This is a genomic window from Streptomyces sp. NPDC086519, from assembly GCF_040686075.1.
Classification (GTDB): domain Bacteria; phylum Actinomycetota; class Actinomycetes; order Streptomycetales; family Streptomycetaceae; genus Streptomyces; species Streptomyces shenzhenensis.
The window spans coordinates 1-25,936 of sequence record NZ_JBFBJL010000099.1 but is presented as its reverse complement, the minus strand read 5'-3'; the positions used below and the strand labels follow the sequence as shown (position 1 = coordinate 25,936).

Sequence of the window (25,936 nt, the reverse complement as noted above, 5' to 3'; positions counted from 1 at the left end):
ACGCGATTACCCTTGCCACTCTGGCAAACTTGCAGGACAGGATGGTGGAGCGGCAGGCCGGCAGCAGGAACCGGAGGAGTTGACGCCGGACTTCGGCCGCCCGCTATCTGACGTGCAGTCAGTTCTCGTTATAGTGAGCGATGGCCGTGGGGCCGGCGGGATCGGGCGGGGGCGGAGGCAGACCGATGACGGACAGTCTGGGCGAGTCGGCGGGGGCGGGGCCCGAGGTGCCGGTACGGGATCTCGGTGGGGGCGTGCGGTCCGTCGCCGTACCCATTCCGGACAACCCGCTCGGCCACACGCTGGTGTACGTGATGGACACCGACCGGGGTCCGGTACTGGTCGACACCGGGTGGGACGATCCCGGGTCGTGGGACGTGCTGGTGGCGGGGCTGGCGGCGTGCGGCACGGGCGTCGGTGAGGTGCACGGGGTCGTCATCACGCATCACCACCCCGACCATCACGGGCTGTCGGGGAAGGTGCGCGAGGCGTCCGGGGCCTGGATCGCGATGCACGCGGCCGACGCGGCGATCGTGCGGCGGGCCCGGGAGACCCGGCCCGAGCGGTGGTTCACGTACATGGCGGCGAAGCTGACGGCCGCCGGGGCGCCGGACGAGCACGTGGCGCCGTTGCGCGGCGGACCCCGTCGCCGAAGCGCCCCGCCCGGCCTGGCCCCCGCCCTCCCCGACCGTGAGATCCTCCCCGGCGAACTCCTCGGCCTCCCGGGCCGCCGGCTGCGTGCGGTCTGGACGCCGGGGCACACGCCCGGCCATGTCTGCCTGCACCTGGAGGAGGAGCATCCCGCCCGGCTCCCCGGCCATGGGCGCCTGTTCTCCGGCGACCACCTGCTCCCCGAGATCACCCCGCACATCGGCCTCTACGAGGACCCCGACGACGCGACCGTCACCGACCCCCTCGGCGACTACCTCGACTCCCTGGAACGCGTCGGCCGTCTCGCCCCCGCCGAGGTCCTCCCGGCCCACCAGCACACCTTCACCGACGCGCCAGGGCGGGTCCGCGAGCTGCTGGCCCACCACGAGGAACGCCTCGCCGGACTGCTCTCGCTCCTCCAGCAGCCGCTCACGCCCTGGCAGTTGGCGGTGCGGATGGAGTGGAACCGGCCCTGGGAGCAGATCCCGTACGGATCGCGGAACATCGCCGTCTCGGAGGCCGAGGCCCATCTGCGGCGCCTGGTGAAGCTGGGGCGGGCGGAGGCGGTGGCGGGGAGCGATCCGGTCACGTACGTGGCCGTGTGACTCGTCGTCCACGTGGCCGTGCCAGTCGTCGTCCGCGTGGCCGTGCGAGTCGTTGACGTGGTCCGGTAAATCCTTCGGCGGCCGGCGCCCTCGGCTGCTACACAGACTCATGGACCCTTTGGAACGGCTCCTCGCCGAACGCGCCTGCGAGCGTCTCGTCGTCGACTTCGTCCGCCGGCTCGACCTCGGCGAACCGTCCTCCGTGGCCGAGCTGTTCACCGAGGACGGGTGGTGGGAGTGGCCGCCGCCCGGGGACGGGCGGCGGGCCGAGGGGCGGGCGGCGCTCGCCGCGTACTTCGGCTCCCGGCCGCCGGGCCGGCTCTCGCGGCGCGTGATGTCCAACATCCTCGTCACGGTGACGGGACCGAAGACGGCGACGGCCACGTCGTACTTCCAGACGTACCGGGTCGACGGTCACGACGGCGGACCCGACGGAAGACTCGACGGAAGACTCGGCGGAAGACTCGGCGGGGGGATGGTGCCGGCCGGGCCGCCCGTGCAGGTCGGTCACTACGAGGACCGGTTCCGGTGCCTCGACGGCCGCTGGCTGCTGGCGTCCCGGTCCCTGGTGCTGCCGTTCGGCGGGCCGACCCCCACGGCAGGCGGCTGAAGCACGCCCGTCACCGGCTCAGTTGACGGCGCTCTCGGCGGTGATGAGCATCTCCGCCAGGTCGGCGAGGGTGGCCAGCTGGCGGGCGTTCATCTGCGGGGCGCGGGCCGCCAGGCGGACCAGGCCGCTCTCGCGGAGCCGGGAGAGCGGGTCGGCCTGGGCCTCAAGGCTCTGTAGCACCGGCTGGAGCGCCTCGTGCAGCGCCTCGGGCTCGTCGGCGGTGAAGAAACCGGCCGGCAGACCGAAGAACCGCCGCAGCCGGTCGGTGTGTTCGAGGCTCGGCAGCCCGCTCTTGCGCCACTCGCTGAGCCACTGCCTGCTGGTGCCGGCGATCGCCGCGAGCTCGCCCAGCGAGTACCGCTTGCCGTCGGGGCGGCGCCGGTTCTCGCGGATGAAGTCCAGCCGCTGCCGCACCCGTTCGGCGAGCCCCGCCTCGGGCGCGGCCTTGCCGGCCAGGAGTTCGGCGACGACCCCGGCCGGGATCCCGGTGCGGTACGACAGGTCGGTCACGTCCAGCACCTCGGACAGCCGTCCGGGACATCCGGTCAGCTCTCCGAGCCGTTCCAGTACGCCGGTCAGCGGGGCATGGGCGTCACTCACCAAGGTCCCCCTGGACACACGTGGTTGGTCGGTCGGCCGAGCAGACGCGAGGCTATCGAATCACCGGTGCCGCCCACCAGACATGACAAGGACCACTGCGCAAGGGGGCAGCAATCGTTGACATGTGACGGACCGGCAGGAAAGGATCACGTCACCAGGCCACGGTCGAACCGACCCGCCTCCGGTGCCACCTGTGGGGGAGCGGCATCCGGGGCGACCAGCCGGCCGCCTCCTCCCCAGAAGGTGAGGCGAACCGATGCCGCAGCCCATCCTGCTCCTCGGTGCCGGCCGTCGGCGCGCGTACGACGAGTTCGTGCTGAGGCGTGTCGCCGCGGCCCGCCCGGTGCTGCTGGTGGACGCCGCGCCGCCCGCCTGGGCACAGCCGTGGCCGGCCGGTCACCTCGCGGCGGACCCCGGCAAGGGCGGCGCCACGGCGTCGGCGGTGGCGCGGTTCGCGGCCCGGCACCGGGTCCGCGGCGTGCTGACCCACTCGGGCGAGTACGCGGTGGCGGCCGCCACGATCGCCGGGCAGTTGGGGCTGCCCGGCCTCTCCCCCGCCGCGGCCGCCGCCTGTGGCGACCCGCCCGCGCTGCGCGCGCTGCTGGCCGGCCACACGGTTCCCACCGACGACCCGGGCGGCCCCGGCGCGCCCCGCGTCTCGGCCGAGACGGTCGTCCTCGACGGCGAGATCCGCATCGCCGCCATCACCCGTACGACCCTGGGCCCGGCGCCCGCCCGGCAGCCGCTCCGGCACACCGTGCACGCCCACGACGGCCTGCTGCACAACCGTTTCCTGCGCCTGGCCGTCGACCGCACCGTGCACGCCCTCGGCGTCGACCGGGGTGTCCTGCACATCGGCCTCGCCCTCACCGACCGCGGGCCCCGGGTCACCGACGTAGCCCCGCATCTGCCGGGCGACCTGATCCCGCTCCTCGTCTGGCGGGCCACCGGCGTCGATCTCGCCCAGGCCGCGGCCGCCCTGGCCACCGGCGAGGTGCCCGACACGACGCCCACCCGGCAGCGGGCGGCGGCCGTCCAGTTCGCCTACCCGGCCGCCACCGGCCGCCTCGACCGCCTGGACCTCTCCCCCGACGCCGCCCACGAGCCCGGTGCCGACCGCATGCTCCTCACCCAGCACACCGGCAACCACGTCACCGCGGGCCCGCACGCCACCGTCGCCGACCGGCTGGCCCTGTGGGTGGCGGTCGGCGAGACCCCCGCCGACTGCGACGACGCGCTGCGCCGCATGGCCCGCCACCTGTCGGCGGGCATCGCGCCGCTCGCGAACGCGGCGTAGTACCGCGCCGACGCCCTACGGTGGCGCCATGACTCATCACCCGAAAGCGCCGATCGCACCCGTCAACGCCTTCGAACCCCCTTACTACGTGGCTGTTTTCACCGCGGTGCGGACCGAGGACCAGAGCGGCTACGGCGAGACCAACGCGCGCATGGAAGAGCTGGTGAAGGACATCCCCGGGTATCTGGGGATGGACCACGCGCAGACGCCCGGCGGGCTGGGCATCACCGTCGGGTACTTCCGTGACGCCGACGCCCTCGCCCGGTGGCGGACCGACGCCGAGCACCGCGCGGCGCAGAAGCGCGGGCGGGCCGAGTGGTACGAGAGCTACACCCTGCATGTGGCGAAAGTGGAGCGGAGCCACGGCTTCACGCGCGGGTAGTGGCGCGACGCGACGCTAGAAGGCGATCGTCCTAATCAACTTGCCCGCCGCTTCGAGCACTTCGACTTCCTCTCGGCTCATCGTCGGATTGGCCGCCCGTCGTCGCAGGGCCTGCGCAAGTCCCTCCTCGGTCAGTTCGCCCGGATCGGCGAGCAGGGCCCTCAGCAGGTCGTGGGCCAACGGGTACGCTCCCAGGGCCACTTGGGCGAGGATCACCGCGGACATGCCCCAGTCGAGCCCGGGCGGCCCGTCCTCGGCGTTGGTCCAGTCGATGACCCGGGGACCGTCGGGGGCCAGCATCACGTTGTCCGGATGCAGGTCGAGGTGGAGGACCCGGGCGCCGGGGTCGGCCGGGTCCCGGCCCGGCACGGCGTGCAGCCGCCGCAGCAGCGAGGCGAGCAGCGCACCGCCCTCCCCGGCGCCCATCTCCCCCGTCAGCAGCGCCGCCAGCATGGTCGGCCCGGACAGCCGCTCCATGACCAGTTCGGTACGGGACGCGGAGGGCCGCACCCGGGGCGCCGGGTACCCGTGCTCGCGCACGTACGTCATCACCGCGCCCTCGGCGGCCGCGTCGCCCCGGCCGTCCCGGTCCCGGCGCAGCACCCAGGCCTCGTCGAGCTCGTACACGTCGGCCGAACGCCCCGATCCGAGCAGTCTCCCTGTCATGGCATGACCATAACGAAACGGTCCAGGCTCCCCGGCTCCGCGCAGGCCCCCTCTCAGCTTCCCGTAAGCGGCCGGTAAGGTAGCCGGGTCGTCATCACCCGTACGGGGGGAAGCCGGTGCAATTCCGGCGCTGACCCGCAACCGTGAGCCACAGGACCCCGTGGCGAGCCGGACCACCCCGCTCGGGACGTTGATCGGCTCAGGTGCGCCGGCACCCGCCGCCGCACGGCACCGTCGAGGTTTACGGAGCCGAGCCGCCGGGGTGTCCCGTGCTGCCCGGCTCCCCGCAGGGAGAGGCACCCGCCGACCATGACCGTCCTCCGCCGCACCGCCGGGGTGCTGGCCGCCACCGCCGTCATCGGTACCGCCACGCCCGCGACGACCGCGCTGGCCGCGGGCACCCCCTCCCCGTCCGCGTCGGCGGTCCTCCCGTCAGGTCTGTACGGCAGCTCGGACCCCAAGTACGACGGCGTCTGGCGCCAGTCCCTCGCCCTGCTGGCCCAGCGCGCGGCCGGGGTGAGCCCGGCCGCGAAGGCGGTGGACTGGCTGGCCGGGCAGCAGTGCGCCGACGGCGCGTTCGCGGCGTTCCGTGCCGACCCGACGGCGGCCTGCGACACCAAGGTGACGGTCGACACGAACAGCACGGCCGCCGCCGTACAGGCGCTGAAGGCGGCGGGCGGGCACGACGCCGCCGCGGGCAGGGCCGTGACCTGGCTGAAGTCGGTGCAGAACAAGGACGGCGGCTGGGGCTACACCCCGGGCTCGCCCAGCGACACCAACTCCACCGGCGTGGTGGTCGGCGCGCTCGCGGCGGCCGGCGCGAGCGCGGACAGGTCGCCGTACGACCTGCTCGCCAAGTGGTCCGTTCCGTGCGGCCAGGACGGCGGCGGCGCCCTCGCCTACCAGCCGGACAAGCAGGGGAAGCTGACCGCCAACGCGGACGCGACCGCGGCCGGGGTGCTCGCCGCCCTCGGCGAGGGGTTCGTGACGACGGCCGGGAAGGCCCCGGCCGAGGGCCCTGCGTGCGCCGACTCCGACAAGGCCCTCAGCCGGCAGGAGGTGGCCCGCAACGGCGCCGCGTACCTGGCGGCCGCCATGTCCGGGACCGGCCACCTCGTCTCCGCACTCGCGGGAGCCAAGCCCCAGCCGGACTACGGCAACACCGCCGACGCGGTCGTCGCCATGGCCGCGCAGGGCTGGACGGAGCAGGCGAGGAAGCCGTACGCCTGGCTGGAGGCGCACGCCGCGCGGTGGGCGGAGCAGAGCGGGCCCGCGGCCTACGCCGAACTGATCCTCGCCGCGCACGCGATGGGCGCGGACCCGCGCGACTTCGGCGGGACGAACCTGGTGACGGCGCTGAACGCGACGGGACCGGCCCCGCGGGCGGCTGCCGCGGAGCACGCCGGGGAGAAGAAGGAGAAGAAGTCCGGCACCGGCGTGTGGTGGATCGTCGGCACCGGGCTCGTCGCCGGCATCGGCATCGGCTTCCTGTTCAGCGGGCGCCGGAAGCAGCGGCAGCTGTGACCGCGGCCCGCCGTGCCGCGCTGCTGGTCCTGGCCGCGCTGACGCTGTGCGCGACGGCCGCCGGGCCGGCGGCGGCCACCGGCTACCGCTACTGGTCCTTCTGGGAGCGGGACGGCTCACGCTGGACGTACGCCACACAGGGACCCTCGACCACGCGGCCCGCCGACGGCTCGGTCGAGGGCTTCCGCTTCGCGGTGAGCAAGGACTCGTCGGACGCGTCGCGGCCGCGCGGCACGGCGGACTTCGGGACGATCTGCGCCGGCACGTCCGCGGTCGGGGGCCGGAAGCGGGTCGGGCTGGTCGTCGACTTCGGTACGACGACGGACGCGCCCTCGGGAGAGAAGCCGCCCGCCCCGCGGACGGCCTGCGCGGTGGTGTCCGAGGACGCGACGACGGCGGACGCGCTGGCGACGGTGGCGAAGCCGCTGCGGTACGACACGAACGCGTTGTTGTGTGCGATCGCGGGGTATCCGGGGCAGGGCTGCGGGGAGAAGGTGACGGCGGCGACCGGGGGTACGTCGGGCAGCGGGCCGTCGCTGGGGCTGCTGGCGGGCGCGGGGGTCGTGGCGCTCCTGGCCGCGGGGGCCTTCTGGCAGGCACGGCGGCGCGGGAATGAGTGACACCGCGGGCCGGTGGGGGCCTGTCGCGCAGTTCCCCGCGCCCCTGACAGGGCGCGTTCTGGCTGTGGGCAGTCGTGCCACTGGGGGTCGGTGGGGGCTTGTCGCGCAGTTCCCCGCGCCCCTGACGGGGCACGTCCTGGCTGCGGGCAGTCGTGCCACTGGGGGCCGGCGGGGGCTTGTCGCGCAGTTCCCCGCGCCCCTGAGGGGGCGCGTTCTGGCTGCGGGCAGTCGTGTCGCTGGGGCGGCACGGGTGGGCGCGGCGGCACCTCGCCGGCGCGGGCGGGTGAAACCCGCCGTCCCCCGGCAGCAGCGCCGTTCCCCCGTGCATCCCGGTGCCTGGTGGCTCTGGTCGCTCTCCCTCGGTGTCGCCGCGTCCCGGACCACCAACCCGCTCCTCCTCGCCCTCCTCATCACGGTCACCGCCTACGTCGTGGCCGCCTGCCGGCCCCGCTCCGCGCCCTGGTCCCGCTCCTACGCCGCCTTCGCCAAGCTCGCCCTCGCCGTTCTCCTCCTCCGCCTCGCCTTCACCGTCGTCCTCGGCTCCCCCGTCCCGGGCGCGCACACCCTCGTCACCCTCCCCGAAGTGCCCCTCCCGCACTGGGCCCAGGGCATCCGCCTCGGCGGCAGGGTCACCGCCGAGGCGCTCGTCTTCGCCCTCTACGACGGCCTCCGCATCGCCACCCTCCTCATCTGCGTCGGCGCCGCGAACGCGCTCGCCAGCCCGGCCCGGCTGCTCAAGTCCCTCCCCGGCGCCCTGTACGAGCTGGGCGTGGCCGCCGTCGTCGCCCTCACCTTCGCTCCGCATCTCGTCGCCGACGTGCAGCGGCTGCGGGCCGCCCGTCGGCTGCGCGGCCGCCCCGACTCCGGCATCCGCGGCCTGCTCCAGGTGGGACTCCCGGTCCTGGAGGGCGCGTTGGAGCGCTCGGTCGCCCTCGCCGCCGCCATGGACGCGCGCGGATACGGCCGCAGCGCCGACGTCCCGGACCGGGTCCGCCGTACGACGGCCGCGCTCACCCTCGGCGGTCTGCTCGGCGTCTGCGCGGGGACGTACGGGCTGCTCGCCGCCGAGGGCGGCGGCTACGGCCTGCCCGTGCTGCTGGCCGGGGTGGCCGCCGCGCTGGCGGGGCTGCGGCTCGGCGGCCGGCGTTCGCCGCGCACCCGGTACCGGCCGGACCCGTGGGACGCGCGGGCCTGGCTGGTGTCCGGGGCGGGCGCCGCGGTGGCCGCCCTGCTCACCCTGGCGTCGGTCCGCGATCCGGGCGCCCTGAGTCCCGGGGTCGTACCGCTTCTCGCCCCCGCCCTTCCACTGTGGCCCGCGGCCGCCGTGCTGCTCGGTCTGCTGCCCGCCCTGGTCCTTCCGGGGGTCCCTGCCAAGGAGGAGCCGTCGTGATCCGCTTCGAAGACGTCTCCGTCACCTACGACGGCGCGGCCCGGCCCGCCGTCCAGGGCGTCGACTTCGAGGTGCCGGAGGGTGAACTGGTCCTCCTGGTCGGGCCTTCCGGCACCGGCAAGTCGACGGTTCTGAACGCCGTGAGCGGGCTCGTGCCGCACTTCACCGGCGGCACCCTGCGCGGCCGGGTGACGGTCGCCGGCCGGGACACCCGTACCCACCGGCCGCGCGAACTCGCCGACGTCGTCGGCACGGTGGGCCAGGATCCGCTCGCCCACTTCGTGACCGACACGGTGGAGGACGAACTCGCCTACGGGATGGAGTCGCTGGGGATCGCCCCGGCCGTGATGCGGCGGCGGGTGGAGGAGACCCTGGATCTGCTGGGGCTCGCCGAGCTGCGGGACCGGGCGATCGCCACGCTCTCGGGCGGGCAGCGGCAACGGGTGGCGATCGGGTCGGTGCTCACCCCGCATCCGGCGGTCCTGGTGCTCGACGAGCCGACCTCCGCCCTGGACCCCGCCGCCGCCGAGGAGGTGCTGGCGGTACTGCAACGGCTGGTGCACGACCTGGGGACGACGGTGCTGCTGGCCGAGCACCGGCTGGAGCGGGTGGTGCAGTACGCCGACCGGGTGGTGCTGCTTCCGGGGGACGGGGCCGCCCCGGTGTGCGGGACGCCCGCCGAGGTGATGGCCGTGTCGCCGGTGTGTCCGCCGGTGGTGGAGCTGGGGCGGCTGGCCGGCTGGTCGCCGCTGCCTATGACCGTGCGGGACGCCCGGCGACGGGCGGCGGCGTCCGGGCTGCGGGACCGTCTCACCGGGCGGGCCCCGGGGCGGCGGTCCGTGGCAGGCCCCGCGGCCGCCCTCGCCGAGGTCGGTTCCCTGGCCGTCCGCCGGGACCGGGTCGACGCGCTGCGGGGTGTCGATCTCGCCGTCGCCCCCGGCGAGACCGTCGCCCTCATGGGGCGCAACGGTGCCGGCAAGTCCACGCTGCTGAGCGCCCTGGTGGGGCTGGTCGCACCGGACTCCGGCGCGGTGCGGGTCGGCGGCGCGGTCCCGCACCGCACCCGCCCGCGTGACCTGGTACGTCTCGTCGGGCTGGTCCCGCAGGAACCCCGTGACCTGCTCTACGCCGACACGGTCGGTGCCGAGTGCGCGGCCGCCGACCGGGACGCGGGGGCGGCGCCCGGGACCTGCCGGCGGCTCGTGTCCGGCCTGCTTCCCGGCGTCGCGGACGACACGCATCCCCGTGATCTCTCGGAAGGGCAGCGGCTGGCTCTCGCGCTCGCCGTCGTCCTCGCCGCCCGGCCGCCGCTGCTCCTCCTCGACGAGCCGACCCGGGGCCTGGACTACGCGGCGAAGGCCCGGCTGGTGGGCGTGTTGCGCGGGCTCGCCGCCGACGGGCACGCGATCGTGCTGGCCACCCACGACGTGGAGCTGGCCGCGGAGCTCGCGCACCGGGTGGTGCTGCTCGCGGAGGGTGAGGTCATCGCGGACGGGCCGACCGACGACATCGTGGTCTCCTCGCCGTCCTTCGCCCCCCAGGTGACGAAGATCCTGGCGCCCGAGCGGTGGCTCACCGTGGCGCAGGTCCGGGAGGCGCTCGCATGACCGGCCCGGTGCGGCTCGGCCCCCGCTCCCTCGCCGCCCTTCTGCTCGTCAGCGCCGTCGGGGTGGCCGCCGTCGGCTGGCCCTTCATCGCGCCGCCCTCCTCCCGGATCGCCTCGCACGCCCAGGACGCGCCCTGGCTCTTCGCCGGGCTGCTGGTGCTGCTGGTCGCCGTGCTGGCGGCGACGATCGCCGAGTCGGGGCTCGGTCCGAAGGCGGTCGCCATGCTGGGCGTGCTGGCCGCGACCGGGGCGGCGCTGCGGCCGGTCGGCGCCGGCACCGCCGGGATCGAGCCGATGTTCTTCCTGATGGTGCTGAGCGGTCGGGTGCTCGGGCCAGGCTTCGGGTTCACCCTGGGCTCGCTCACCATGTTCGCGTCGGCGCTGCTCACCGGCGGGGTGGGACCGTGGCTGCCGTTCCAGATGCTGGCGATGGGCTGGTTCACGATGGGGGCCGGTCTGCTGCCGGGGCCCGAGCGGCTGCGGGGGCGGGGCGAGCTCGCGCTGCTCGCGGTCTACGGCTTCGTGGCCGCGTTCGCCTACGGCACGGTCGTCGACCTGGCCGGCTGGCCGCTGCTGAGCGGCACCGCGTCGAACATCGCCTTCGACCCGGACGCCGGGGCGGCCGCCAACCTGGCCCGTTTCCTCGCCTACAGCCTGGCCACCGCCATGGGCTGGAACCTGGGGCGGGCCCTGTGCACGGTCGTCCTCACCCTGGTTCTCGGGCCGGCGCTGCTGCGGGCGCTGCGCCGGGCCACCCGGCGGGCCGCCTTCGAGACCGCGGTCACCTTCGACGGTCCCGGCGCGTGAGACGTCGTACGCGGGTGGTGACGGGGCCGGTGAAGCACCCCACATGACGCACGGCACCTACGATCCGGAACAGTAGTCACCCTTTCCTGTCATATCCGTTTCGTCACCCTTGCCGACCTGCGGTTTGAGAGCCACGCCACACGGCGGACCATTCCCGCTTATGCGACCACCACTAGTAAAAGGGGTGATTGCGGATGGTTTTCCGGCCTGCTTCTCTGGACGACGTCGCCAGGCACCGCAGGCCCCCAGCGGGCCGCGGGGCCGACGCACACGGACCGCCCCGCGGGTGGTTCCGGAGCGCACGGCGACTCCCTGTCCCCGACGAACGAGGTTCTCCGTTGTCCGTGTCCTTCATCCGCCGCATCGCTTCCCCGAAGAAGGCCCTCACCACCGCCGCCGTGGCCGCTGCCGCCGCCGGCCTGGCCCTGACCGCGGCGCCCGCCCAGGCCGCCGTCACGTCGGCCTCCTCCGCCCAGGCGATCGCGCACAAGATGATTCCGGACGCCGCGCAGTACAACGCGTTCAGCAAGATCGTCTCGCACGAGAGCGGCTGGAACCCCTCCGCCACCAACTCCTCCTCCGGCGCCTACGGCCTGGTCCAGGCCCTGCCCGGCTCGAAGATGGCGTCCGCCGGCTCCGACTGGAAGTCCAACCCCGCCACCCAGATCAAGTGGGGTCTGGACTACATGAACTCCCGCTACGGCAGCCCGGCCGCCGCCTGGAGCTTCTGGCAGGCCAACGGCTGGTACTGAGCCGGCCCGTCGCACGCGCCCGCAGTCGCTCGCGGCCGAGCCGCGCACCCGCCGCCGGTCCCCGGCGCCGCGCGCCCCTGAACCACGGCACCCTCGCCTCCCTCCTCCGGGGCGAGGGTGCCGTCGTATGTCCGCCCGTGGTGCACTGGGCCCGGAGCCAGCAGACCCGCCGGAGGAACGATGACGACGGCCACCCCGCCCCGCGACCCCGAGACCCGCGGTGTGCGGCTGGTGGCCGTACTGCTGGCGCTGATGCTGGTGAGCGGCCTGATCGACGCCGTCAGTTACCTCGGCCTGGGCCATGTCTTCACCGCCAACATGACCGGCAACGTGGTGATCCTCGGCTTCGCGGCCGCCGGGACCCCCGGCTTCTCCGTCCCCCGCTCGGCGACCTCGCTGGCCGCCTTCACGCTGGGCGCGGCCCTGGGCGGCCGGGTCGCCGCCCGGTTCGGCACCGGCTCCCGCCGCCGGTGGACGCGGGTGACCCTGGCCGTGGAGGCGGCGCTGCTGGCCGTGTCGGCCGTGGTCGCCTCCGCCGGGTCCGGCACGGCGGTGACCAGGTACGCCCTGATCTCGCTGACCGCCTTCGCGATGGGGCTGCGCAACGCGAACACCCGCAAGCTGGGCGTGCCCGATCTCACGGCGACCACGGTCCTCACCACCACCCTGACCGGACTCGTCTCCGAGTCCCGCCTCGGCGACGGCAGCAGCGACCGCACCCCGCGCCGCGCCGCCGCGGTCGCCGCGCTGTTCGCCGGCGCCGTCCTGGGGGCCTGGCTGATCCTCCACCGCGGTCCGGGGGTCCCGCTGGCCGTCGCCGCGGCCGTGTCCGCGGTACTGGCACTGGTCGCCTCGGGGCGGGAGTGACCTCGCGTCCCGGGGCAGGGCCGCGTCCCCGGACAGGGCCGCGCCCCGGAGGAGGGCCGCGTCTCGGGGGAGGCAGGAACGGGGGCGTAGGGAGAGGGCTCCTGCCTCCCTCGAAACGGGCCGGCGGCGCCGGGAGCCGTCGGCCCGGGTCTCAGGAAGTGCTGACCTGGAGGTGTTTCACGCCGTTGACCCATGCCGAGCGGAGCCGGTCCGGGTCGCTCACCAGGCGGAGGTCGGGCATCGCGTCGGCGATCGCGTTGAAGATCAGGTCGATTTCGAGGACGGCGAGGGACTTGCCGAGGCAGTAGTGCGGGCCGCCGCCTCCGAAGCCGAGGTGGGGGTTGGGGTCGCGGGTGATGTCGAAGGTATCGGGGTCGGTGAAGACCTCGGGGTCATGGTTGGCGGAGGCGTAGAAGACGCCGACCCGGTCGCCCTTGCGGATCAGCTTGCCGCCCAGCTCGGTGTCCTGGGTGGCGGTGCGCTGGAAGGAGTTGACCGGGGTGGCCCAGCGGACGATCTCCTCGGCGGCGGTCGACGGACGCTCGCGCTTGTAGAGGTCCCAGGCCTCGGGGTGGGTCAGGAACGCGTGCATGCCGTGGGTGATGGCGTTGCGGGTGGTCTCGTTGCCGGCCACCGCGAGCATCAGCACGAAGAAGCCGAACTCGTCGGAGTTCAGGTTGCCCTCGCCCTCGGCCGCCACCAGGGTGGAGACGATGTCCTTGGCCGGGCACTGTTTGCGGTCGGCCGCCATGTTCATCGCGTAGGCGATCAGCTCGGTGGCGGACTCGGCGCCCACCTCCTCGGTGATCGCGTACTCCGGGTCGTCGTACGAGATCATCTTGTTCGACCAGTCGAAGATCTTGGCCCGGTCGTCCTGCGGGATGCCGATCAGTTCCGCGATCGCCTGGAGAGGGAGCTCGCTGGCGACCTCGGTGACGAAGTCGAAGGGGCCCGAGTGGGCGCGGGCCGCGTCCACGATGGCCGCGGCGCGGGTGCGCAGGCGCTCCTCCAGAGCGCGGATGGAGCGCGGGGTGAAGCCGCGCTGGATGATCTGGCGGACCCGGGTGTGCTCGGGCGGGTCCATGTTGAGCAGGATCAGCCGCTGGGCGTCGATCGCGTCCCGCTGCATGTGCTCGCCGAAGCGGATGATCGCCGTGTTGAGCCAGGACGAGAAGATCTCGGGGTGCGTGGAGACGTACTTGACGTCCGCGTGCCGGGTGACGGCCCAGTAGCCGTCGTCGGCGAACCCGGCGATGCCGTGCGGCTGTGCGATCCAGCGGACCGGTTCCGCCCGGCGCAGTTCGGCGAACTCCGGGAGCGGCACCCGGTGATGGAGCAGATCGGGGTCGGTGAGGTCGAACCCGTCGGGCAGCGCGGGACAGGGCATGGCGACTCACTCCCACCGTGTACGAGCCTGGACATGTGCTTTCGAGGTGTTCTGACGGTCCATCAGAAATGGCCGGTTGCGGTGACGGTAATAACCGGTTCTACAAGTCGCAAGGGGCACGGTCCCCCCAATTGCGTGCACCCCCCTTGCGGTTGCGGACACGCTGTCAGCAAACTGCACCCAGAACTAGTACGCGTTCTAGTTCTGCGTGGCGGGCCGGGCCGGGACGCCCCTGCGCCGCGCGGGTGACCGAGGAGAGGACCGAGCCCCCATGGCCGCGGAACCCGTGATCGTCGAAGCCGTACGCACCCCCATCGGCAAGCGCGGTGGCGCGCTCGCCCATCTGCATCCCGCCTACCTTCTGGGCGAGACCTACCGAGAACTCCTCGGCCGCACCGGCATCCCCGCCGACGCGGTCGAGCAGATCGTCGGCGGCACGGTGACCCACGCCGGCGAGCAGTCCATGAACCCCGCGCGTACGGCCTGGCTGACCATGGGGCTGCCCTACGAGACCGCGGCCACCACCGTCGACTGCCAGTGCGGCTCCTCCCAGCAGGCCTCGCACATGACCGCGAACATGATCGCCGCCGGGGTCATCGACGTCGGGATCAGCTGCGGGGTCGAGGCGATGTCGCGGGTGCCGCTGGGCTCGGGCTCCAAGCACGGGCCGGGCAAGCCGTTCCCCGACGAGTGGAACGTCGACCTGCCCAACCAGTTCGAGGCCGCCGAGCGCATCGCCCGCAACCGGGGCCTGACCCGGGAGGACGTCGACGCGCTCGGGGTGCTCTCGCAGGAGCGGGCGGCGCACGCCTGGGCCGAGGAACGCTTCAAGCGCGAGACCTTCGCCGTGCAGGTGCCGACGACGGAGGAGGAACAGCACGCCGGGCAGGGCATGTGGCGTCTCGTCGACAGGGACGAGGGACTGCGCGACACGTCGGCCGAGGCGCTGGCGGGCCTGAAGCCGGTGATGCCGACGGCCGTGCACACCGCCGGCAACTCCTCGCAGATCTCGGACGGCGCGGCCGCCATCATGTGGGCGTCGAAGCGGATGGCCCGCGCCCTCAAACTCCGTCCACGGGCCCGGATCGTCGCCCAGGCCCTGGTCGGCGCCGACCCGCACTTCCACCTCGACGGCCCGATCGACGCCACCCGCGCGGTGCTCGGCAAGGCCGGCATGAGCCTGAAGGACATCGACCTCGTCGAGATCAACGAGGCGTTCGCGTCGGTGGTGCTGAGCTGGGCCCAGGTCTTCGAGCAGAACCTGGACAAGGTGAACGTCAACGGCGGCGCGATCGCCCTCGGCCATCCGGTCGGCGCCACCGGCGCCCGCCTCATCACCACCGCCCTGCACGAACTGGAGCGCACGGACAAGGAGTTCGCCCTCATCACGATGTGCGCGGGCGGCAGCCTGGCGACCGGGACGATCATCCAGCGGCTGTGACGGACCGGCCGCCGCCCCCGCCGCGTGGCGTCACGGCGGGGGCGGCGCGGCCCGAGCACCTCGCGGGCCGCCGCGAGGTGGCGTTCTCCCGCCGCTGCTGGCCGCGTGCAGTACGCCTTGTTCTCGCGGATGGTTCTATCCCGACCCGCTCACCGGATGCGGTACCTGTTCACGGCGGGTCCGCTCGGCCGCCGCGCCGGACGCCGCGCCCCGGCGCGGTCCTGACAGCAGGTACGTCAGCGCGAATCCCGCGGCAACCACCGTGGCGCCGCCGACCGCGTCGAGAACCCAGTGGTTGGCCGTCGCGACGATCGCGGACACGGTGAACAGCGGATGCAGCAGCCCGAGCACCTTCATCCACCACCTGGGGGCCAGTACGGCGATGACGACGCCGCACCACAGCGACCAGCCGAAGTGCAGGGAGGGCATGGCCGCGTACTGGTTGGTGACCGCGGTCATCGCACCGTAGTCGGGTCTGCTCAGGTCCTGGACGCCATGCACGGTGTCGACGAAACCGAGCCCGGGCATCAGGCGGGGCGGGGCAAGCGGATAGAGCCAGAAGCCGAGCAGACCGAGCAGCGTGGCGATGCCGAGCGAACCGCGCGCCCAGCGGTAGTCCGCGGGGCGCCGGACGTAGAGCACACCGAGGATCGCCAGAGGCACCACGAAGTGGAACGACTCGTAGTAGAAGCCGAGGAAGCGCTCCAGCCACGGCAGCCGGACCACCGTGTGGTTGGCCCATTGCTCGATGTCGATGTGGAGGGCCTTCTCGATCGAGTGGATCTGGTACCCGTGCTTCTCCGCGACGGCACGGCCTCCGCTCGCTGCGGTCCGCACGGAGGAGTAGACCGCGTAGCAGACCCGGATCAGCAGCAGTTCGAGCAGCAGGCTGGGCCGCGTGACGACCCTGCGCCAGAACGGCAGCAGCGGCACCCGCGGCCAGCGGGCCGGCACCGGCGCCGCGTACACGGTCGGGACGGGTGAGCGGTAGTGCGGCGAGGCGGTCGACAGGAACGGAACGGCTGTGGCCGCGGCGAGCGCGGTGAGCAGTACCAGGTTGTCGCGCAGGGAGTACGCCGCGGACACGTTCGGCAGCAGCATCTCCGCGGGCAGCGTCACCACCAGGACCACCGCGACCGGCCACGGATACCGGTCCGAGGCCCGCTTGCCGACCCGCCCGACCGCCGCCAGCAGCACCCACACCAGCTGGTACGGCCAAGCGGTCGGCGACACGGCCACCACCGCGCACCCGGTGATCGCCACCGCGAGCAGCAGCTGCCCGTCCTGGGCGTAGCGCACCGCGCGGCGCAGCGCGAGGGTGCCCACGGCCGCGGCGAGCGCCAGGAACAGGACGATCTCCAGCGGGCCGCTCAGCCCGGCCCGCAGCAGGGCGCCGTGCAGCGACTGGTTGGCGAGCGCGTCGGCCTGGCCGCCGAGGCCGACGCCTGCGATGTGGTGGACCCAGTAGGTGTACGAGTCGTGCGGCATCGCCGCCCAGGCCAGCGCCGTGCACACGGCGAAGGTCGCGCCGGTGGCGACGGCGGCCCGGCGGCGCCCGGTGAACCACAGCAGCGGCGCGAACAGCAGCAGGGCCGGCTGGAGGGCGGCGGCCAGTCCGACGCACACTCCGCTGTCGCGCTGCCCGCGGGCGGCGAAGCAGCCGAGCAGCACCAGCAGGACCGGGAGGATGCTGGTCTGCCCCAGCCACAGAGTGTTGCGGACGGGCAGCGAGATCATCAGCAGGCTGATCGCGACCGGCGCGGCCAGCAGCGAGGTGCGGCGGCTCACCGGCTGGGGAAGCGCGCGGGCGGCGACCAGGCCGAGGGCGACCACCAGCAGCAGCGTGCCGAAGGTCCAGCCCCAGCCGAGGGCCTGTTCGGCGGCTCTGGTGAGGGGCTTGAGGGCGAGTCCGCCGAAGGGGGTGCCGGTGAACTGCGTCGAGTCGTACAAAGACCCCTTGACGTCCAGCACGCCGTCCGGTCCGACCCAGGTCTCCAGGTCCGTCAGCCGGTCCCCGCTCGGCGTGCCGAGGACGACGGCCAGCTGCCGTACGACGAGGATCGCGGCCACCGCCCACAGGCCGAGCCGGACCATTCTGAACCGCGCCCCGGCCGCCGCGCCGAAAGCCTCCTCCGCTCGCCCTCCGTGCTCCATGTTCCCCACGCCTCGCCGGCCTCCCGTCCCGTCCCGCACCTCGTGCACATCGTTCTGAGAACCTCGATCAGACTCCCACCGCCTCTGGACACAGACGCAGGCGACCCCGCTTCACCTGACATCCGCCCGCCTCTTGTCCGGATGCAGACGTCCCTGCGGATGCCCCTGGAGGAGACCTCAGCGCGGTCGACTTGACCGCCGACGGGGCGCGGGGCCGTACGTCGGACCATCCGCCCCGTCGGCCCGTACCGTGGGCGGACAGCCGGTGGCAATCCGGAACGGGCCCAGGAGCCACGCCCTGCGCTATACCGTCTGTAGTCCTGGTCACCGGTAGGGCGGAGGGCATCGGTTCATGATCGGCCTACGGCGACCGCGCCGACGCGCACGTCTGCTCGCCGTCCTCCTCGTCCTCGCCGCCGTCCAGCTCGGCCGGCTCACCGCCCCCGCCCCCGCCTTCGCCTGCGCCTGCGGCGCCCTCGTCCCCGACGCCAGCCGGCAGGTCACCGTCCGCCGCGAGGAATCCGCCCTGCGCTGGGACGGCAGCCGCGAACAGATCGTGCTGCGCCTGACGGTGGACGGCGACGCGGACCGCACCGCCTGGATCATGCCCGTCCCGCACCGCGCCACCGTCGCCCTCGCCGACCCGGCCCTCTTCGACCAGCTGCACACCCTCACCGCCCCGGCGCACCGCACCCGCCACCACTTCTGGCCCGAGGACGGCGACTGGCCCCTCACCACCGGCGGCACCGCCTCCCCCGGCCGCCCGCCCGGCGCCGGCGCCCCTGCCCCCCGCGTCGGCGTGGTCGACCGCCAGCGGCTCGGCCCGTTCGACGTGGCCCAGCTGACCGCCACCGACTCCGGCGCGCTGGACGGCTGGCTGCGCGGCAACGGCTTCCCCTTCCCGCCCCGCCTGAACACCGCGCTCCAGCCCTACGTCGCGGACCACTGGGAGTACGTCGCGGTCAGACTCGCCCCCGCGACCGCCGGCACCCCGCTGCGCGGCGCCCTCGACCCGCTCCGGGTCGCCTTCGCCAGCGAACGCCCGGTCTACCCGATGCGGCTGTCCAGGTTCGCGGCCACCCCGCAGTCACTCGGCCTGTACGTCCTCGCCGCGCACCGCATGGAGCCGCGCTCGGCGATCGGCGGCGAGCGCCCGCGGGTGGTCTACGCCGGCCGTCTGCACCGCCCCACCGGAGAGCTGGGCAGGCTGGCCGCCGGCACCCCGTACCTGACGGCCATCGGCCAGGAGTTCCCGTACCCGGCCCGGATCTCCGCCGACCACGTGCTGCGGCGGGCCGCCGCGGACACGCCGTTCCAGCAGGTCGTCTACGAGGACCGGCTGCGCGAGGTGGCCGGGATCCCGGCGTGGCTGCTGACGGTCGGCACCGCGCTGGCGCTGGTCGTCACGGGCACCGCCCTGACGGCCGTACGACGCGCCCGGCGCCGGGCGCCGCCGCCCCCGCCGGTGCGGCCCCCGCCCCCGCCGGCCGGGCCGCCGGCGCCCCCTGCGCCGATCGGCTGAGTTCCGCCCGGCACCGGGGCGGTGGATCACCGGCGCGTCCGCCGCCTCACTAGTGCTATCCAGGTAGCTGTCAGCGGGCAGCTACCCGAATATGCGAAAGGCAGCGTACGCATGAGCGGCTCTCAGCTCTGGGACGACGTCGACTTCTACTTCACCAGCCACCTGTCACCGGACGACGAGGCGCTCCAGTCAGCCCTGCGGGAGAGCGAGGCGAACGAGCTCCCACACATCAGCGTCACCGCCAACCAGGGCAAACTGCTCCAGCTCCTCGCGCAGATCCAGGACGCCCGCACCATCCTGGAGATCGGCACCCTCGGCGGCTACAGCACCATCTGGCTGGCCCGCGCCCTGCCCGCCGACGGCAGGCTGATCTCGCTGGAGTACAGCGCCCGGCACGCGGAGGTGGCGGTCCGCAACATCGCCCGCGCGGGTCTGGAGAAGGTCGTCGAGGTGCGGGTCGGCCCCGCCCTGGAGTCGCTGCCCAAGCTCGCCGACGAGAACCCGGCCCCCTTCGACCTGGTCTTCATCGACGCCGACAAGGCGAACAACCCGCACTACGTGGAGTGGGCACTGCGGCTCACCCGCACCGGCAGCCTGATCGTCGTCGACAACGTGGTGCGCGGCGGCCGGGTCGTCGACGGCGAGAGCGCCGATCCGGACGTGGTCGGCACCCGTGCCGCGATCGAGCTGATCGCCGCCCACCCGAGGCTGACCGGAACCGCGATCCAGACGGTCGGCAGCAAGGGCTACGACGGCTTCGCGCTGGCGCGGGTCCTCGACTGAGCCGGCCGGGCCGCCTGCGGGGCGCTGCTCAACCCTCGTGGTAGAAGCCCACGTTGACGCTGCGCGGGGCGGTACGGTCCCGGACGACGATCTCGCCGGAGCCGCCCCGGGGCAGCGCGACCGTACCGCCGTAGGCGATGGCCTGGGCGTACTCCCCGACCTTCAGCAGCACCTCGGAGGAGGGTTCGGCCTGGGAGCCGCGCAGCCAGGTGACCTGCCAGCCGCCCTCGGCTCCGCACAGGAACTCCAGGTGCACCCGGGAGACGAACAGCCAGTCGTCGGGCGTGGTGAGCCGGCACACGGAGGCGTCGCGGCCCACCCGCAGCACGGCACCGGGGTCGCTGGGCGCGTCGGCCATGAGCATTCCGGCCGTCTCGCCCGCTTCTCCGGACACGGAGGCCATGGTGAGTTCGAGCACGTGCGTTCCCCCTGCGCGGTTCCTGAATCCTTCGTGGATCTCCGGCGCATGATAAAACGCCCGGCCGGGCCGCGTCCGGCACAATGGAGTCATGACCGAGCGAAAGCCACCGGGGGTGCCGTTCGAGTCCTGGGTCGACAAGCAGATCCAGGACGCGCAGCGGCGCGGTGAGTTCGATCAACTTCCGGGCGCGGGCGAACCGTTGCCGGCCGGCCTGGACACGTCGTACGACGAACTGTGGTGGATCAAGCGGAAGATGGCCCGGGAGGGCCTGGCGGTGCTGCCGCCGACGCTCGCCCTGCGCAAGGAGGCCGAGGACGCGCTGGCGGCCGCCTGGGCGGCACCGTCGGAGCGGATCGTCCGCAAGATCATCACCGAGGTCAACGTCAAGATCCGCGACATGATGTTCAAGCCGCCGCCCGGGCCCCCGCTGGGCAAGAAGCCGTACGACGTCGAGGAGGTCGTACGCGAGTGGCGGGAGCGCCGGGCGGCGGCCGGTGCAGAAGCGGCCTCAGAGCCGGACGCACAGGGGGAGTGACTCAGGGGAGTGACTCAGATGTGCAGCAGCCGGTCCGCCAGTTCGCGGTAGTCGCGCAGGGCCAGCCGGAGCTGCTCGGTGTCGGCGCCGCCGGGGTGGTCCGCGTCGGTGGACTGCCAGCTGCCGCGCAGGGTACGGCGGCGCCGGTCGACGGCCTCGGTGAAGCGGGCGCTGATCTCCTCCACGGCCCGGTCGGCCTCCTCGACGGCCGTGCGCGGCTCGTCGACGAAACCGGTGACCGCGTGCCGCAGGCGGCGCTCCAGCTGTCCGCACTCCTCCGCGGGCATCAGCTGCTCGCCGCCGCGGCCCGCGTCCGTCTCGTGCCCCGGGCCCGCGTCCGTCTCGTGCCCCGGGCCCGCGCCGGCCACCAGCACCGCCTGCCCGGGAGCTTCCCGGTCCTCCACGCGCTCGGGTTCCGGCCGGCCGGGGGTGACCCCGCCCACGGAGGCGTCGCCCCAGTCGGTGGTCTTCTCCTCACGTCCCGGCGTCGCCGTACCGCCGGGATACACGTCGCCGCCCATCGGCAGGCGGCCGGATCCAGTCCTGGCATCGGTCATGTCGCTCAACTCTCCTTCGGACGGCTTCGGTTGGCGGACCAGGGCAGATGGCCGCCGCTGTCGGCACCGACCCCGGCGCGGTGGCGGCCGTGCTCATGGGACGACGGGGTGACCAGGTCGTCGAAGAGGCAGCGGGCCTCGATCATGGCCGTCCGCATCTCCTCGGTCCCGGCCTGGCTGAGCGGGGAGCCGCCCGCGGGCGCCAGGGCGGCGCGGTGGACGCGGCGGTAGCCGTCGACATGGTCCGCGTGGTGCACGGAGAGGGCGGCCACCTGCTCGTCGTACTGGGCACCGGCCGGGAAGCCGCGGGCGGCCGCCAGCTCGGCCAGCAGCCGGTCGATCTCGGTCACGGACTCTCGGGGCGAGTCGACGAAATGCTCCTGGGCGGTCGTCCAGCGAGCCGCGTAGCGTTCCCGCTCCGCCGGGTCCAGCTCGCGCTCGTGCAGGGAGCCGTGGCGCTTCACCCGCTCGGCCAGTTCCCGCTCGGCCGCCTTGGAGTCGCCGCCGTGCTGGGCCACCGTCCGCTCGTACTCCGGCCCGAAGCGCCGCTTCAGACCCTGCGGACCGCTGCCCCTGGAGCGCACGACCGTCAGTACGGCCGCGACTACGACCACGGCGGCCACGATCACGATCGCGATGATCAAGCCTGTGGACATGGTTGCCTTCCGGTGTCTCGGCCCGACGGGCCGTCTCCCCCTCCGGGTGACCCGCACACCGCCCCGCAAACAGCCCCCGGCGAGGTCACGCATATCCCGTTGCGCACGCACCCCGGGCCGGCCCGAGACTACGGTCCATGACCTCCTGGACGATCACTCCGGAACACCCCGGCTCACCCGCCGCCGTCGCCCTGTGGCGGGCGTACTACACGGAGGTCAGCGACCGCTGGTACCTGCTCCACGAGGGCCGCCGCACCGACCCGGCCGAGCTGGAGCGGGAGATCGCCGCCCGGCGGGGGACCGAACTCGCCCCGCCCACCGGGCGGTTGCTGATCGCGCGGTACGACGGTGAGCCGGCCGGCAGCGCGGGCGTACGGCTCCTGGACCCGGCCACCGCCGAACTCACCCGGGTCTTCGTGCACGAGCGGCTGCGCGGCAGGGGCGGCGCGGCCCTCCTCGTCGCGGCGGCCGAGGACGTGGCCCGTGCCCTCGGGGCCGGGCGGATCCTGCTCGACACCCGCACCGACCTGGTGGAGGCCCGCGCCCTGTACGCGCGGCTCGGCTACACGGAGACCGCGCCGCACAACGACGACGCCTACGCCGAGCACTGGTTCCGCAAGGACTTCGTCGGCTGAACCGACGGACGTCGTCAGCCGAACCGGTCGGCCTGCCGTGCCGACGGATGCTGCGGCTGTTCGCGTTCGGTGCCGCACAGTTCGTCGGTCAGCTCCCGGACCAGGTGGTCCAGGTCGGTCGGCCGGTCCGGGCCCCACCAGTCGCCGAGGAGTTCGGCCAGGGACTCCTCGCGGGCCCTGGCGAGCCGTTCGGCGACCTCGCGGCCCTGGTCGCTCAGGGTCAGGTCGAGGCCCAGGCGGTCGGCGAGGTGCCGCTCCTCCAACTGGCGGGCGCCCGCCAGCACGATGGTCATCGGGACCGGGCCGCGCTCGGCGAGCCGCCCCGGCTCCTCCGAGCCGTACCTGCGGATGCGCAGCAGCAGCCAGCCGGCGGCGGGCAGCAGGTCGCCGTACCCGGCCCGTTCGTTGATCTCCCGGTAGATCTCCCGGCGGCCCTCGCGGGTGCCGAGCAGGGACAGCGCCCGGGAGCACTCGTCGTACGAGGACCGCTGGACCGGGTTGGGCGGAATGGTCTCGGACGCGTCCGGCGCGGTGACCGAGCCGCGCAGCCGGTCCTCCTTGAGGAACCAGGCGAGGACGAAGCCGAGGAGGGCGACCGGAGCGGCGTACAGGAAGACGTCGGTGATCGAGGACGCGTACGCGTGCAGGGCCGCCGGACGCAGTGCCGGCGGCAGGGCGGCGATGCCCCGCGGGTCGGCCTTGAGGGTGTCCGGGGTGGCCCCCGGCGGGAGCCGGAGGCCCCGGAAGGCGTCGGCGAGCTTGCCGGCTAGGCGGCCCGCGAAGACGGAGCCGAAGACGGCGACGCCGAAGGAGGCCCCGATGGAGCGGAAGAAGGTCGCCCCTGAGGTGGCGACGCCGAGATCCTCGTACGAGACGGAGTTCTGCACGATCAGCACCAGCACCTGCATGACCAGCCCGAGGCCCAGCCCGAAGACGAAGAAGCAGCCGCTCATCTCGGCGGTCGAGCTGTGCTCGTCGAGCCGGTGGAGCAGCAGCAGCCCGATGGTGGTCACGGCGGTGCCGGCGACCGGGAACACCTTCCAGCGGCCGGTACGGCTGACGATCTGCCCGGAGACGGTGGAGGACAGCAGCAGGCCGATCACCATCGGCAGCATGTGCACACCGGACAGGGTCGGCGATATGCCCTGCACGACCTGGAGGAAGGTCGGCAGGTAGGTCATCGCGCCGAACATCGCGAACCCGACGATGAAGCTGATCACGGCCGCGAGGGTGAAGGTACGGACACCGAAGAGCTTCAGCGGGAGCACGGGTTCGGCGGCCCGCCGCTCGACGAGGACGAAGGCGACGGCGAGCACCACGCCCACCACCACGAGCCCGATGACCTGCGCCGACCCCCACGCCCACGTCGTCCCGCCCAGCGAGGCCACCAGCACCAGGCAGGTGGCGACGGCGGCGATCAGGAAGGTGCCGAGGTAGTCGATGACGTGGCGGGCGCTCCGGCGCGGGATGCGCAGCGCGGCGGCGATCACGGCGAGCGCGACGACGCCGACGGGCAGGTTGACGTAGAACACCCAGCGCCAGCTCAGCTGCTCGGTGAGCACCCCGCCGAGCAGTGGCCCGAGCACGCTGGCGGCGCCGAAGACGGCACCGAACAACCCCTGGTAGCGGCCCCGTTCACGCGGCGGCACGATGTCCCCCACGATCGCCATCGACAGCACCAGGAGCCCGCCGCCGCCCAGCCCCTGCACCGCGCGGAAGCCGATCAGCTCGCCCATGTTCCTGGCCATCCCGCACAGCGCCGACCCGACGAGGAAGATCACGATCGCGAGCTGGAAGAGCCGCTTGCGCCCGTACTGGTCGCCGAGCTTGCCCCACAGCGGGGTGGCGGCGGTGGAGGCCAGCAGGTAGGCGGTGACCACCCACGACAGGTGCTCGAGCCCGCCGAGGTCGCTGACGATGGTCGGCAGGGCCGTCGACACGATCGTCTGGTCCAGCGCGGCCAGCAGCAGCCCGAGCAGCAGCGCGCCGATGGGGACCAGCACGTTGCCGGGTACGCGTTCGGCGTCCCTCGCCGGGGTGTGCGTCGCTTCCAGGGCCATGGAGACCTCCCGGGGCTTCCGACCGACTTCCATCGTGGACGGCGCCACCCGGTATGGCCCGTCGAGTCCTTTTCGGGACCCCTGAGAAAGGGGGTCCGGAGGAACGTACGTGTGGGTGCTCCGCATAATCTGTGGAGTTCGTGAGGAGAGGGACGAACAGCGTGACGGATACGACCGAGGGCCACCAGTGCCCGGAGTGCGGGGCACCGAAGGAGCCGGACGGCTCCCCCTCCTGCGACTGCAACCAGCGGACCTCCGACGCGTTGCGCGACGCGCGTACCGCCGAACAGGCGGCGGCGGAGGACTTCGACCCGCTGCGGATACGGCCGTACATCGACGTGGAGCGCGCCGAAGCGGACGCGGGCACGGGCGGCGGCCAGACCGAGCCGGTGCCGGCGGCGGGGGAGCCGACGGTGCCGGTGCCCGCGGCGGCGGAGCCGACCGTGCCGGTGCCCGCGATGGCGGAGCCGACCGTGCCGGTGCCCGCGGCGGCGGAGCCGGAGCCCGGGTCCGTCTCCGGCGTGGAGCCGCCGTACGACGACGGGCCCGAGGGCTCCCCGGAGGAACCTCGCCGACGCTCCCGGTGGCCCCTGCTGCTGTCCGTCGCCGGAGCCGTGGTGGCGGTCCTCGCCGCGGCGGGCTTCGTGAGCGGCCTCTTCTCCCAGTTGACGCCGGCACGGGACGGGGCGGCGCCGCAGGACGTACGGGAGAGCGTCCCGGACGTGACACCGAGCACGGCATCGCCTTCGGCCGCGGCGCCGGTGACCTCGTCCAGCCCTTCGGCGTCCGCGTCGGCGTCGGCGAGTGCGAGCCCCTCCGCCTCGGCGTCGAGCGCGACGCCCTCGCCGACCCCCTCGCGCTCGGCCGCGCCCACCCGGTCGACACCGGCGACCGGCACGTCGGCCTCCGCACAGCCCTCCTCACCCCCGGTCCTGCGCCCCGGCGACAGCGGCGCGCAGGTCACGGAGCTCCAGCTCCGGCTGAAGCAGGTGGGCCTGTACTCGGGGGACGCCGACGGCCACTACGACAGCAAGACCGAGAGCGCGGTGCGCACGTACCAGTTCACGCGGGGCATCCTGACCGACGAGTCGGGGGTGTACGGGCCGGCTACCCGCGCGGCGCTGGAGTCGGAGACGACGAAGCCGTAGGGGGCGGCCCGACGGGTGGGGTGCGGGTGGGTGCTGGCGGGGGCGGTTGCGGTTGTGGGTGGCTGCGGGTGAGTGGGGGCTGAGCGCGCAGTTCCCCGCGCCCCTTACGGGGCGCTGCCCAGCCGTGTCTTTCACCTTGCCGCGGGCAGTCGTGCCGCCGGGGCGGCACGGGTGGGCGCGGGCGGCACCCGGCAAGCGCCGGTGAGCGTCCCCCCCGCCGCAGGCGACGCCCCCCCCCACACCGAGGGGGCCGCGCCCCC

The 25,936-nt window shown here is 73.8% G+C and carries 25 protein-coding genes and 1 riboswitch; of the genes, 17 read left to right on the top strand and 8 right to left on the bottom strand.

Annotation, left to right across the window (positions count from 1 at the left end; all coding sequences use genetic code 11):
• Nucleotides 1–185 precede the first annotated feature (185 nt).
• Together AB0P24_RS44745 and AB0P24_RS44740 are read left to right on the top strand one after the other, a co-directional pair.
• Entirely contained in the window at nucleotides 186–1,256 is a 1,071-nt protein-coding gene (locus tag AB0P24_RS44745) for an MBL fold metallo-hydrolase (RefSeq protein ID WP_365804689.1), read from the top strand.
• A 109-nt stretch (nucleotides 1,257–1,365) separates the two neighbouring features.
• On the top strand, nucleotides 1,366–1,866 hold the full coding sequence (locus AB0P24_RS44740) for a nuclear transport factor 2 family protein (RefSeq protein WP_365804687.1): 501 nt from the start codon (nucleotides 1,366–1,368) through the stop codon (nucleotides 1,864–1,866).
• 18 nt (nucleotides 1,867–1,884) lie between these two features.
• Here AB0P24_RS44740 and AB0P24_RS44735 read toward each other — a convergent pair whose 3' ends face one another.
• Nucleotides 1,885–2,466 (bottom strand): XRE family transcriptional regulator, encoded by a 582-nt coding sequence (locus AB0P24_RS44735; RefSeq protein ID WP_365804685.1) that lies wholly within the window; start codon nucleotides 2,464–2,466, stop codon nucleotides 1,885–1,887.
• A gap of 256 nt (nucleotides 2,467–2,722) precedes the next feature.
• On the opposite strand from AB0P24_RS44735, the gene AB0P24_RS44730 reads away from it, so the two are divergent.
• Nucleotides 2,723–3,763, top strand: a complete 1,041-nt coding sequence (locus AB0P24_RS44730) for a hypothetical protein (protein WP_365804683.1) — start codon at nucleotides 2,723–2,725, stop codon at nucleotides 3,761–3,763.
• 28 nt (nucleotides 3,764–3,791) lie between these two features.
• Nucleotides 3,792–4,145 carry an antibiotic biosynthesis monooxygenase gene (locus AB0P24_RS44725; RefSeq protein ID WP_365804681.1) on the top strand — a complete coding sequence of 118 codons (354 nt, stop codon included), beginning with the start codon at nucleotides 3,792–3,794 and terminating at the stop codon, nucleotides 4,143–4,145.
• Nucleotides 4,146–4,160: 15 nt separating this feature from the next.
• Here AB0P24_RS44725 and AB0P24_RS44720 read toward each other — a convergent pair whose 3' ends face one another.
• Entirely contained in the window at nucleotides 4,161–4,811 is a 651-nt protein-coding gene (locus AB0P24_RS44720; protein WP_365804679.1) for a phosphotransferase, read from the bottom strand.
• 68 nt (nucleotides 4,812–4,879) lie between these two features.
• Nucleotides 4,880–5,012, top strand: a riboswitch (cobalamin riboswitch).
• A gap of 108 nt (nucleotides 5,013–5,120) precedes the next feature.
• Between AB0P24_RS44720 and AB0P24_RS44715 the strand changes: the two genes are divergently transcribed.
• The 7 genes from AB0P24_RS44715 to AB0P24_RS44685 all read left to right on the top strand — a co-directional run bounded on the left by AB0P24_RS44715 (nucleotide 5,121) and on the right by AB0P24_RS44685 (nucleotide 12,377).
• Entirely contained in the window at nucleotides 5,121–6,335 is a 1,215-nt protein-coding gene (locus tag AB0P24_RS44715) for a prenyltransferase/squalene oxidase repeat-containing protein (RefSeq protein WP_365804677.1), read from the top strand.
• Complete coding sequence (locus tag AB0P24_RS44710; protein WP_365804675.1) at nucleotides 6,332–6,955, top strand: SCO2322 family protein; 624 nt, start codon at nucleotides 6,332–6,334, stop codon at nucleotides 6,953–6,955. Before AB0P24_RS44715 ends, AB0P24_RS44710 begins: the two co-directional genes overlap by 4 nt.
• A 283-nt stretch (nucleotides 6,956–7,238) precedes the next feature.
• Entirely contained in the window at nucleotides 7,239–8,345 is a 1,107-nt protein-coding gene (locus tag AB0P24_RS44705) for a CbiQ family ECF transporter T component (RefSeq protein ID WP_365804673.1), read from the top strand.
• The gene (locus AB0P24_RS44700; protein WP_365804671.1) at nucleotides 8,342–9,952 is read left to right on the top strand and encodes an ATP-binding cassette domain-containing protein; all 1,611 of its coding nucleotides are present in this window, start codon (nucleotides 8,342–8,344) and stop codon (nucleotides 9,950–9,952) included. The genes AB0P24_RS44705 and AB0P24_RS44700 overlap by 4 nt, the downstream gene beginning before the upstream one ends.
• Nucleotides 9,949–10,758, top strand: a complete 810-nt coding sequence (locus AB0P24_RS44695) for an ECF transporter S component (RefSeq protein ID WP_365804669.1) — start codon at nucleotides 9,949–9,951, stop codon at nucleotides 10,756–10,758. Before AB0P24_RS44700 ends, AB0P24_RS44695 begins: the two co-directional genes overlap by 4 nt.
• A 338-nt stretch (nucleotides 10,759–11,096) precedes the next feature.
• Nucleotides 11,097–11,510 (top strand): transglycosylase SLT domain-containing protein, encoded by a 414-nt coding sequence (locus AB0P24_RS44690; protein WP_365804667.1) that lies wholly within the window; start codon nucleotides 11,097–11,099, stop codon nucleotides 11,508–11,510.
• 180 nt (nucleotides 11,511–11,690) lie between these two features.
• Entirely contained in the window at nucleotides 11,691–12,377 is a 687-nt protein-coding gene (locus tag AB0P24_RS44685) for a YoaK family protein (RefSeq protein ID WP_365804665.1), read from the top strand.
• Between the two features lie 151 nt (nucleotides 12,378–12,528).
• On the opposite strand, the gene AB0P24_RS44680 is transcribed toward AB0P24_RS44685, so the two are convergent.
• The gene (locus AB0P24_RS44680) at nucleotides 12,529–13,764 is read right to left on the bottom strand and encodes a cytochrome P450 (protein WP_365804663.1); all 1,236 of its coding nucleotides are present in this window, start codon (nucleotides 13,762–13,764) and stop codon (nucleotides 12,529–12,531) included.
• 271 nt (nucleotides 13,765–14,035) lie between these two features.
• Here AB0P24_RS44680 and AB0P24_RS44675 point away from each other — a divergent pair, with 271 nt between their 5' ends.
• The gene (locus AB0P24_RS44675) at nucleotides 14,036–15,205 is read left to right on the top strand and encodes a steroid 3-ketoacyl-CoA thiolase (RefSeq protein ID WP_365804661.1); all 1,170 of its coding nucleotides are present in this window, start codon (nucleotides 14,036–14,038) and stop codon (nucleotides 15,203–15,205) included.
• A gap of 135 nt (nucleotides 15,206–15,340) precedes the next feature.
• Here the strand turns inward: AB0P24_RS44675 and AB0P24_RS44670 are convergent, their stop codons facing one another.
• On the bottom strand, nucleotides 15,341–17,359 hold the full coding sequence (locus tag AB0P24_RS44670; protein ID WP_365804659.1) for a bifunctional glycosyltransferase 87/phosphatase PAP2 family protein: 2,019 nt from the start codon (nucleotides 17,357–17,359) through the stop codon (nucleotides 15,341–15,343).
• 352 nt (nucleotides 17,360–17,711) lie between these two features.
• On the opposite strand from AB0P24_RS44670, the gene AB0P24_RS44665 reads away from it, so the two are divergent.
• On the top strand, nucleotides 17,712–18,881 hold the full coding sequence (locus AB0P24_RS44665) for a DUF2330 domain-containing protein (protein ID WP_365804657.1): 1,170 nt from the start codon (nucleotides 17,712–17,714) through the stop codon (nucleotides 18,879–18,881).
• Between the two features lie 111 nt (nucleotides 18,882–18,992).
• A complete protein-coding gene (locus AB0P24_RS44660; protein WP_365804656.1) occupies nucleotides 18,993–19,664 on the top strand; it encodes an O-methyltransferase in 672 nt (223 codons plus the stop codon).
• A gap of 28 nt (nucleotides 19,665–19,692) precedes the next feature.
• Here the strand turns inward: AB0P24_RS44660 and AB0P24_RS44655 are convergent, their stop codons facing one another.
• Entirely contained in the window at nucleotides 19,693–20,082 is a 390-nt protein-coding gene (locus AB0P24_RS44655; protein WP_181807001.1) for an FHA domain-containing protein, read from the bottom strand.
• A gap of 91 nt (nucleotides 20,083–20,173) precedes the next feature.
• Between AB0P24_RS44655 and AB0P24_RS44650 the strand changes: the two genes are divergently transcribed.
• A complete protein-coding gene (locus tag AB0P24_RS44650; protein ID WP_365804654.1) occupies nucleotides 20,174–20,620 on the top strand; it encodes a DUF1992 domain-containing protein in 447 nt (148 codons plus the stop codon).
• Nucleotides 20,621–20,634: 14 nt separating this feature from the next.
• Here AB0P24_RS44650 and AB0P24_RS44645 read toward each other — a convergent pair whose 3' ends face one another.
• Nucleotides 20,635–21,177 (bottom strand): hypothetical protein, encoded by a 543-nt coding sequence (locus AB0P24_RS44645; protein ID WP_365804652.1) that lies wholly within the window; start codon nucleotides 21,175–21,177, stop codon nucleotides 20,635–20,637.
• A 5-nt stretch (nucleotides 21,178–21,182) separates the two neighbouring features.
• Entirely contained in the window at nucleotides 21,183–21,833 is a 651-nt protein-coding gene (locus tag AB0P24_RS44640; protein ID WP_365804650.1) for a hypothetical protein, read from the bottom strand.
• A gap of 137 nt (nucleotides 21,834–21,970) precedes the next feature.
• Between AB0P24_RS44640 and AB0P24_RS44635 the strand changes: the two genes are divergently transcribed.
• Complete coding sequence (locus AB0P24_RS44635) at nucleotides 21,971–22,468, top strand: GNAT family N-acetyltransferase (protein WP_365804648.1); 498 nt, start codon at nucleotides 21,971–21,973, stop codon at nucleotides 22,466–22,468.
• A 14-nt stretch (nucleotides 22,469–22,482) separates the two neighbouring features.
• Here AB0P24_RS44635 and AB0P24_RS44630 read toward each other — a convergent pair whose 3' ends face one another.
• On the bottom strand, nucleotides 22,483–24,528 hold the full coding sequence (locus AB0P24_RS44630) for an MDR family MFS transporter (RefSeq protein ID WP_365804646.1): 2,046 nt from the start codon (nucleotides 24,526–24,528) through the stop codon (nucleotides 22,483–22,485).
• A gap of 161 nt (nucleotides 24,529–24,689) precedes the next feature.
• Between AB0P24_RS44630 and AB0P24_RS44625 the strand changes: the two genes are divergently transcribed.
• On the top strand, nucleotides 24,690–25,676 hold the full coding sequence (locus AB0P24_RS44625) for a peptidoglycan-binding protein (protein WP_365804644.1): 987 nt from the start codon (nucleotides 24,690–24,692) through the stop codon (nucleotides 25,674–25,676).
• Nucleotides 25,677–25,936 lie beyond the last annotated feature (260 nt).

Bases quoted from the DNA above. Each gene is read 5' to 3' on its own strand.
- AB0P24_RS44745 (WP_365804689.1), top strand. From the start codon at position 186: ATGACGGACAGTCTGGGCGAGTCGGCGGGGGCGGGGCCCGAGGTGCCG.
- AB0P24_RS44740 (WP_365804687.1), top strand. From the start codon at position 1,366: ATGGACCCTTTGGAACGGCTCCTCGCCGAACGCGCCTGCGAGCGTCTC.
- AB0P24_RS44730 (WP_365804683.1), top strand. From the start codon at position 2,723: ATGCCGCAGCCCATCCTGCTCCTCGGTGCCGGCCGTCGGCGCGCGTAC.
- AB0P24_RS44725 (WP_365804681.1), top strand. From the start codon at position 3,792: ATGACTCATCACCCGAAAGCGCCGATCGCACCCGTCAACGCCTTCGAA.
- AB0P24_RS44720 (WP_365804679.1), bottom strand. From the start codon at position 4,811: ATGACAGGGAGACTGCTCGGATCGGGGCGTTCGGCCGACGTGTACGAG.
- AB0P24_RS44715 (WP_365804677.1), top strand. From the start codon at position 5,121: ATGACCGTCCTCCGCCGCACCGCCGGGGTGCTGGCCGCCACCGCCGTC.
- AB0P24_RS44695 (WP_365804669.1), top strand. From the start codon at position 9,949: ATGACCGGCCCGGTGCGGCTCGGCCCCCGCTCCCTCGCCGCCCTTCTG.
- AB0P24_RS44685 (WP_365804665.1), top strand. From the start codon at position 11,691: ATGACGACGGCCACCCCGCCCCGCGACCCCGAGACCCGCGGTGTGCGG.
- AB0P24_RS44680 (WP_365804663.1), bottom strand. From the start codon at position 13,764: ATGCCCTGTCCCGCGCTGCCCGACGGGTTCGACCTCACCGACCCCGAT.
- AB0P24_RS44675 (WP_365804661.1), top strand. From the start codon at position 14,036: ATGGCCGCGGAACCCGTGATCGTCGAAGCCGTACGCACCCCCATCGGC.
- AB0P24_RS44670 (WP_365804659.1), bottom strand. From the start codon at position 17,359: ATGGAGCACGGAGGGCGAGCGGAGGAGGCTTTCGGCGCGGCGGCCGGG.
- AB0P24_RS44665 (WP_365804657.1), top strand. From the start codon at position 17,712: ATGATCGGCCTACGGCGACCGCGCCGACGCGCACGTCTGCTCGCCGTC.
- AB0P24_RS44660 (WP_365804656.1), top strand. From the start codon at position 18,993: ATGAGCGGCTCTCAGCTCTGGGACGACGTCGACTTCTACTTCACCAGC.
- AB0P24_RS44650 (WP_365804654.1), top strand. From the start codon at position 20,174: ATGACCGAGCGAAAGCCACCGGGGGTGCCGTTCGAGTCCTGGGTCGAC.
- AB0P24_RS44645 (WP_365804652.1), bottom strand. From the start codon at position 21,177: ATGACCGATGCCAGGACTGGATCCGGCCGCCTGCCGATGGGCGGCGAC.
- AB0P24_RS44640 (WP_365804650.1), bottom strand. From the start codon at position 21,833: ATGTCCACAGGCTTGATCATCGCGATCGTGATCGTGGCCGCCGTGGTC.
- AB0P24_RS44635 (WP_365804648.1), top strand. From the start codon at position 21,971: ATGACCTCCTGGACGATCACTCCGGAACACCCCGGCTCACCCGCCGCC.
- AB0P24_RS44630 (WP_365804646.1), bottom strand. From the start codon at position 24,528: ATGGCCCTGGAAGCGACGCACACCCCGGCGAGGGACGCCGAACGCGTA.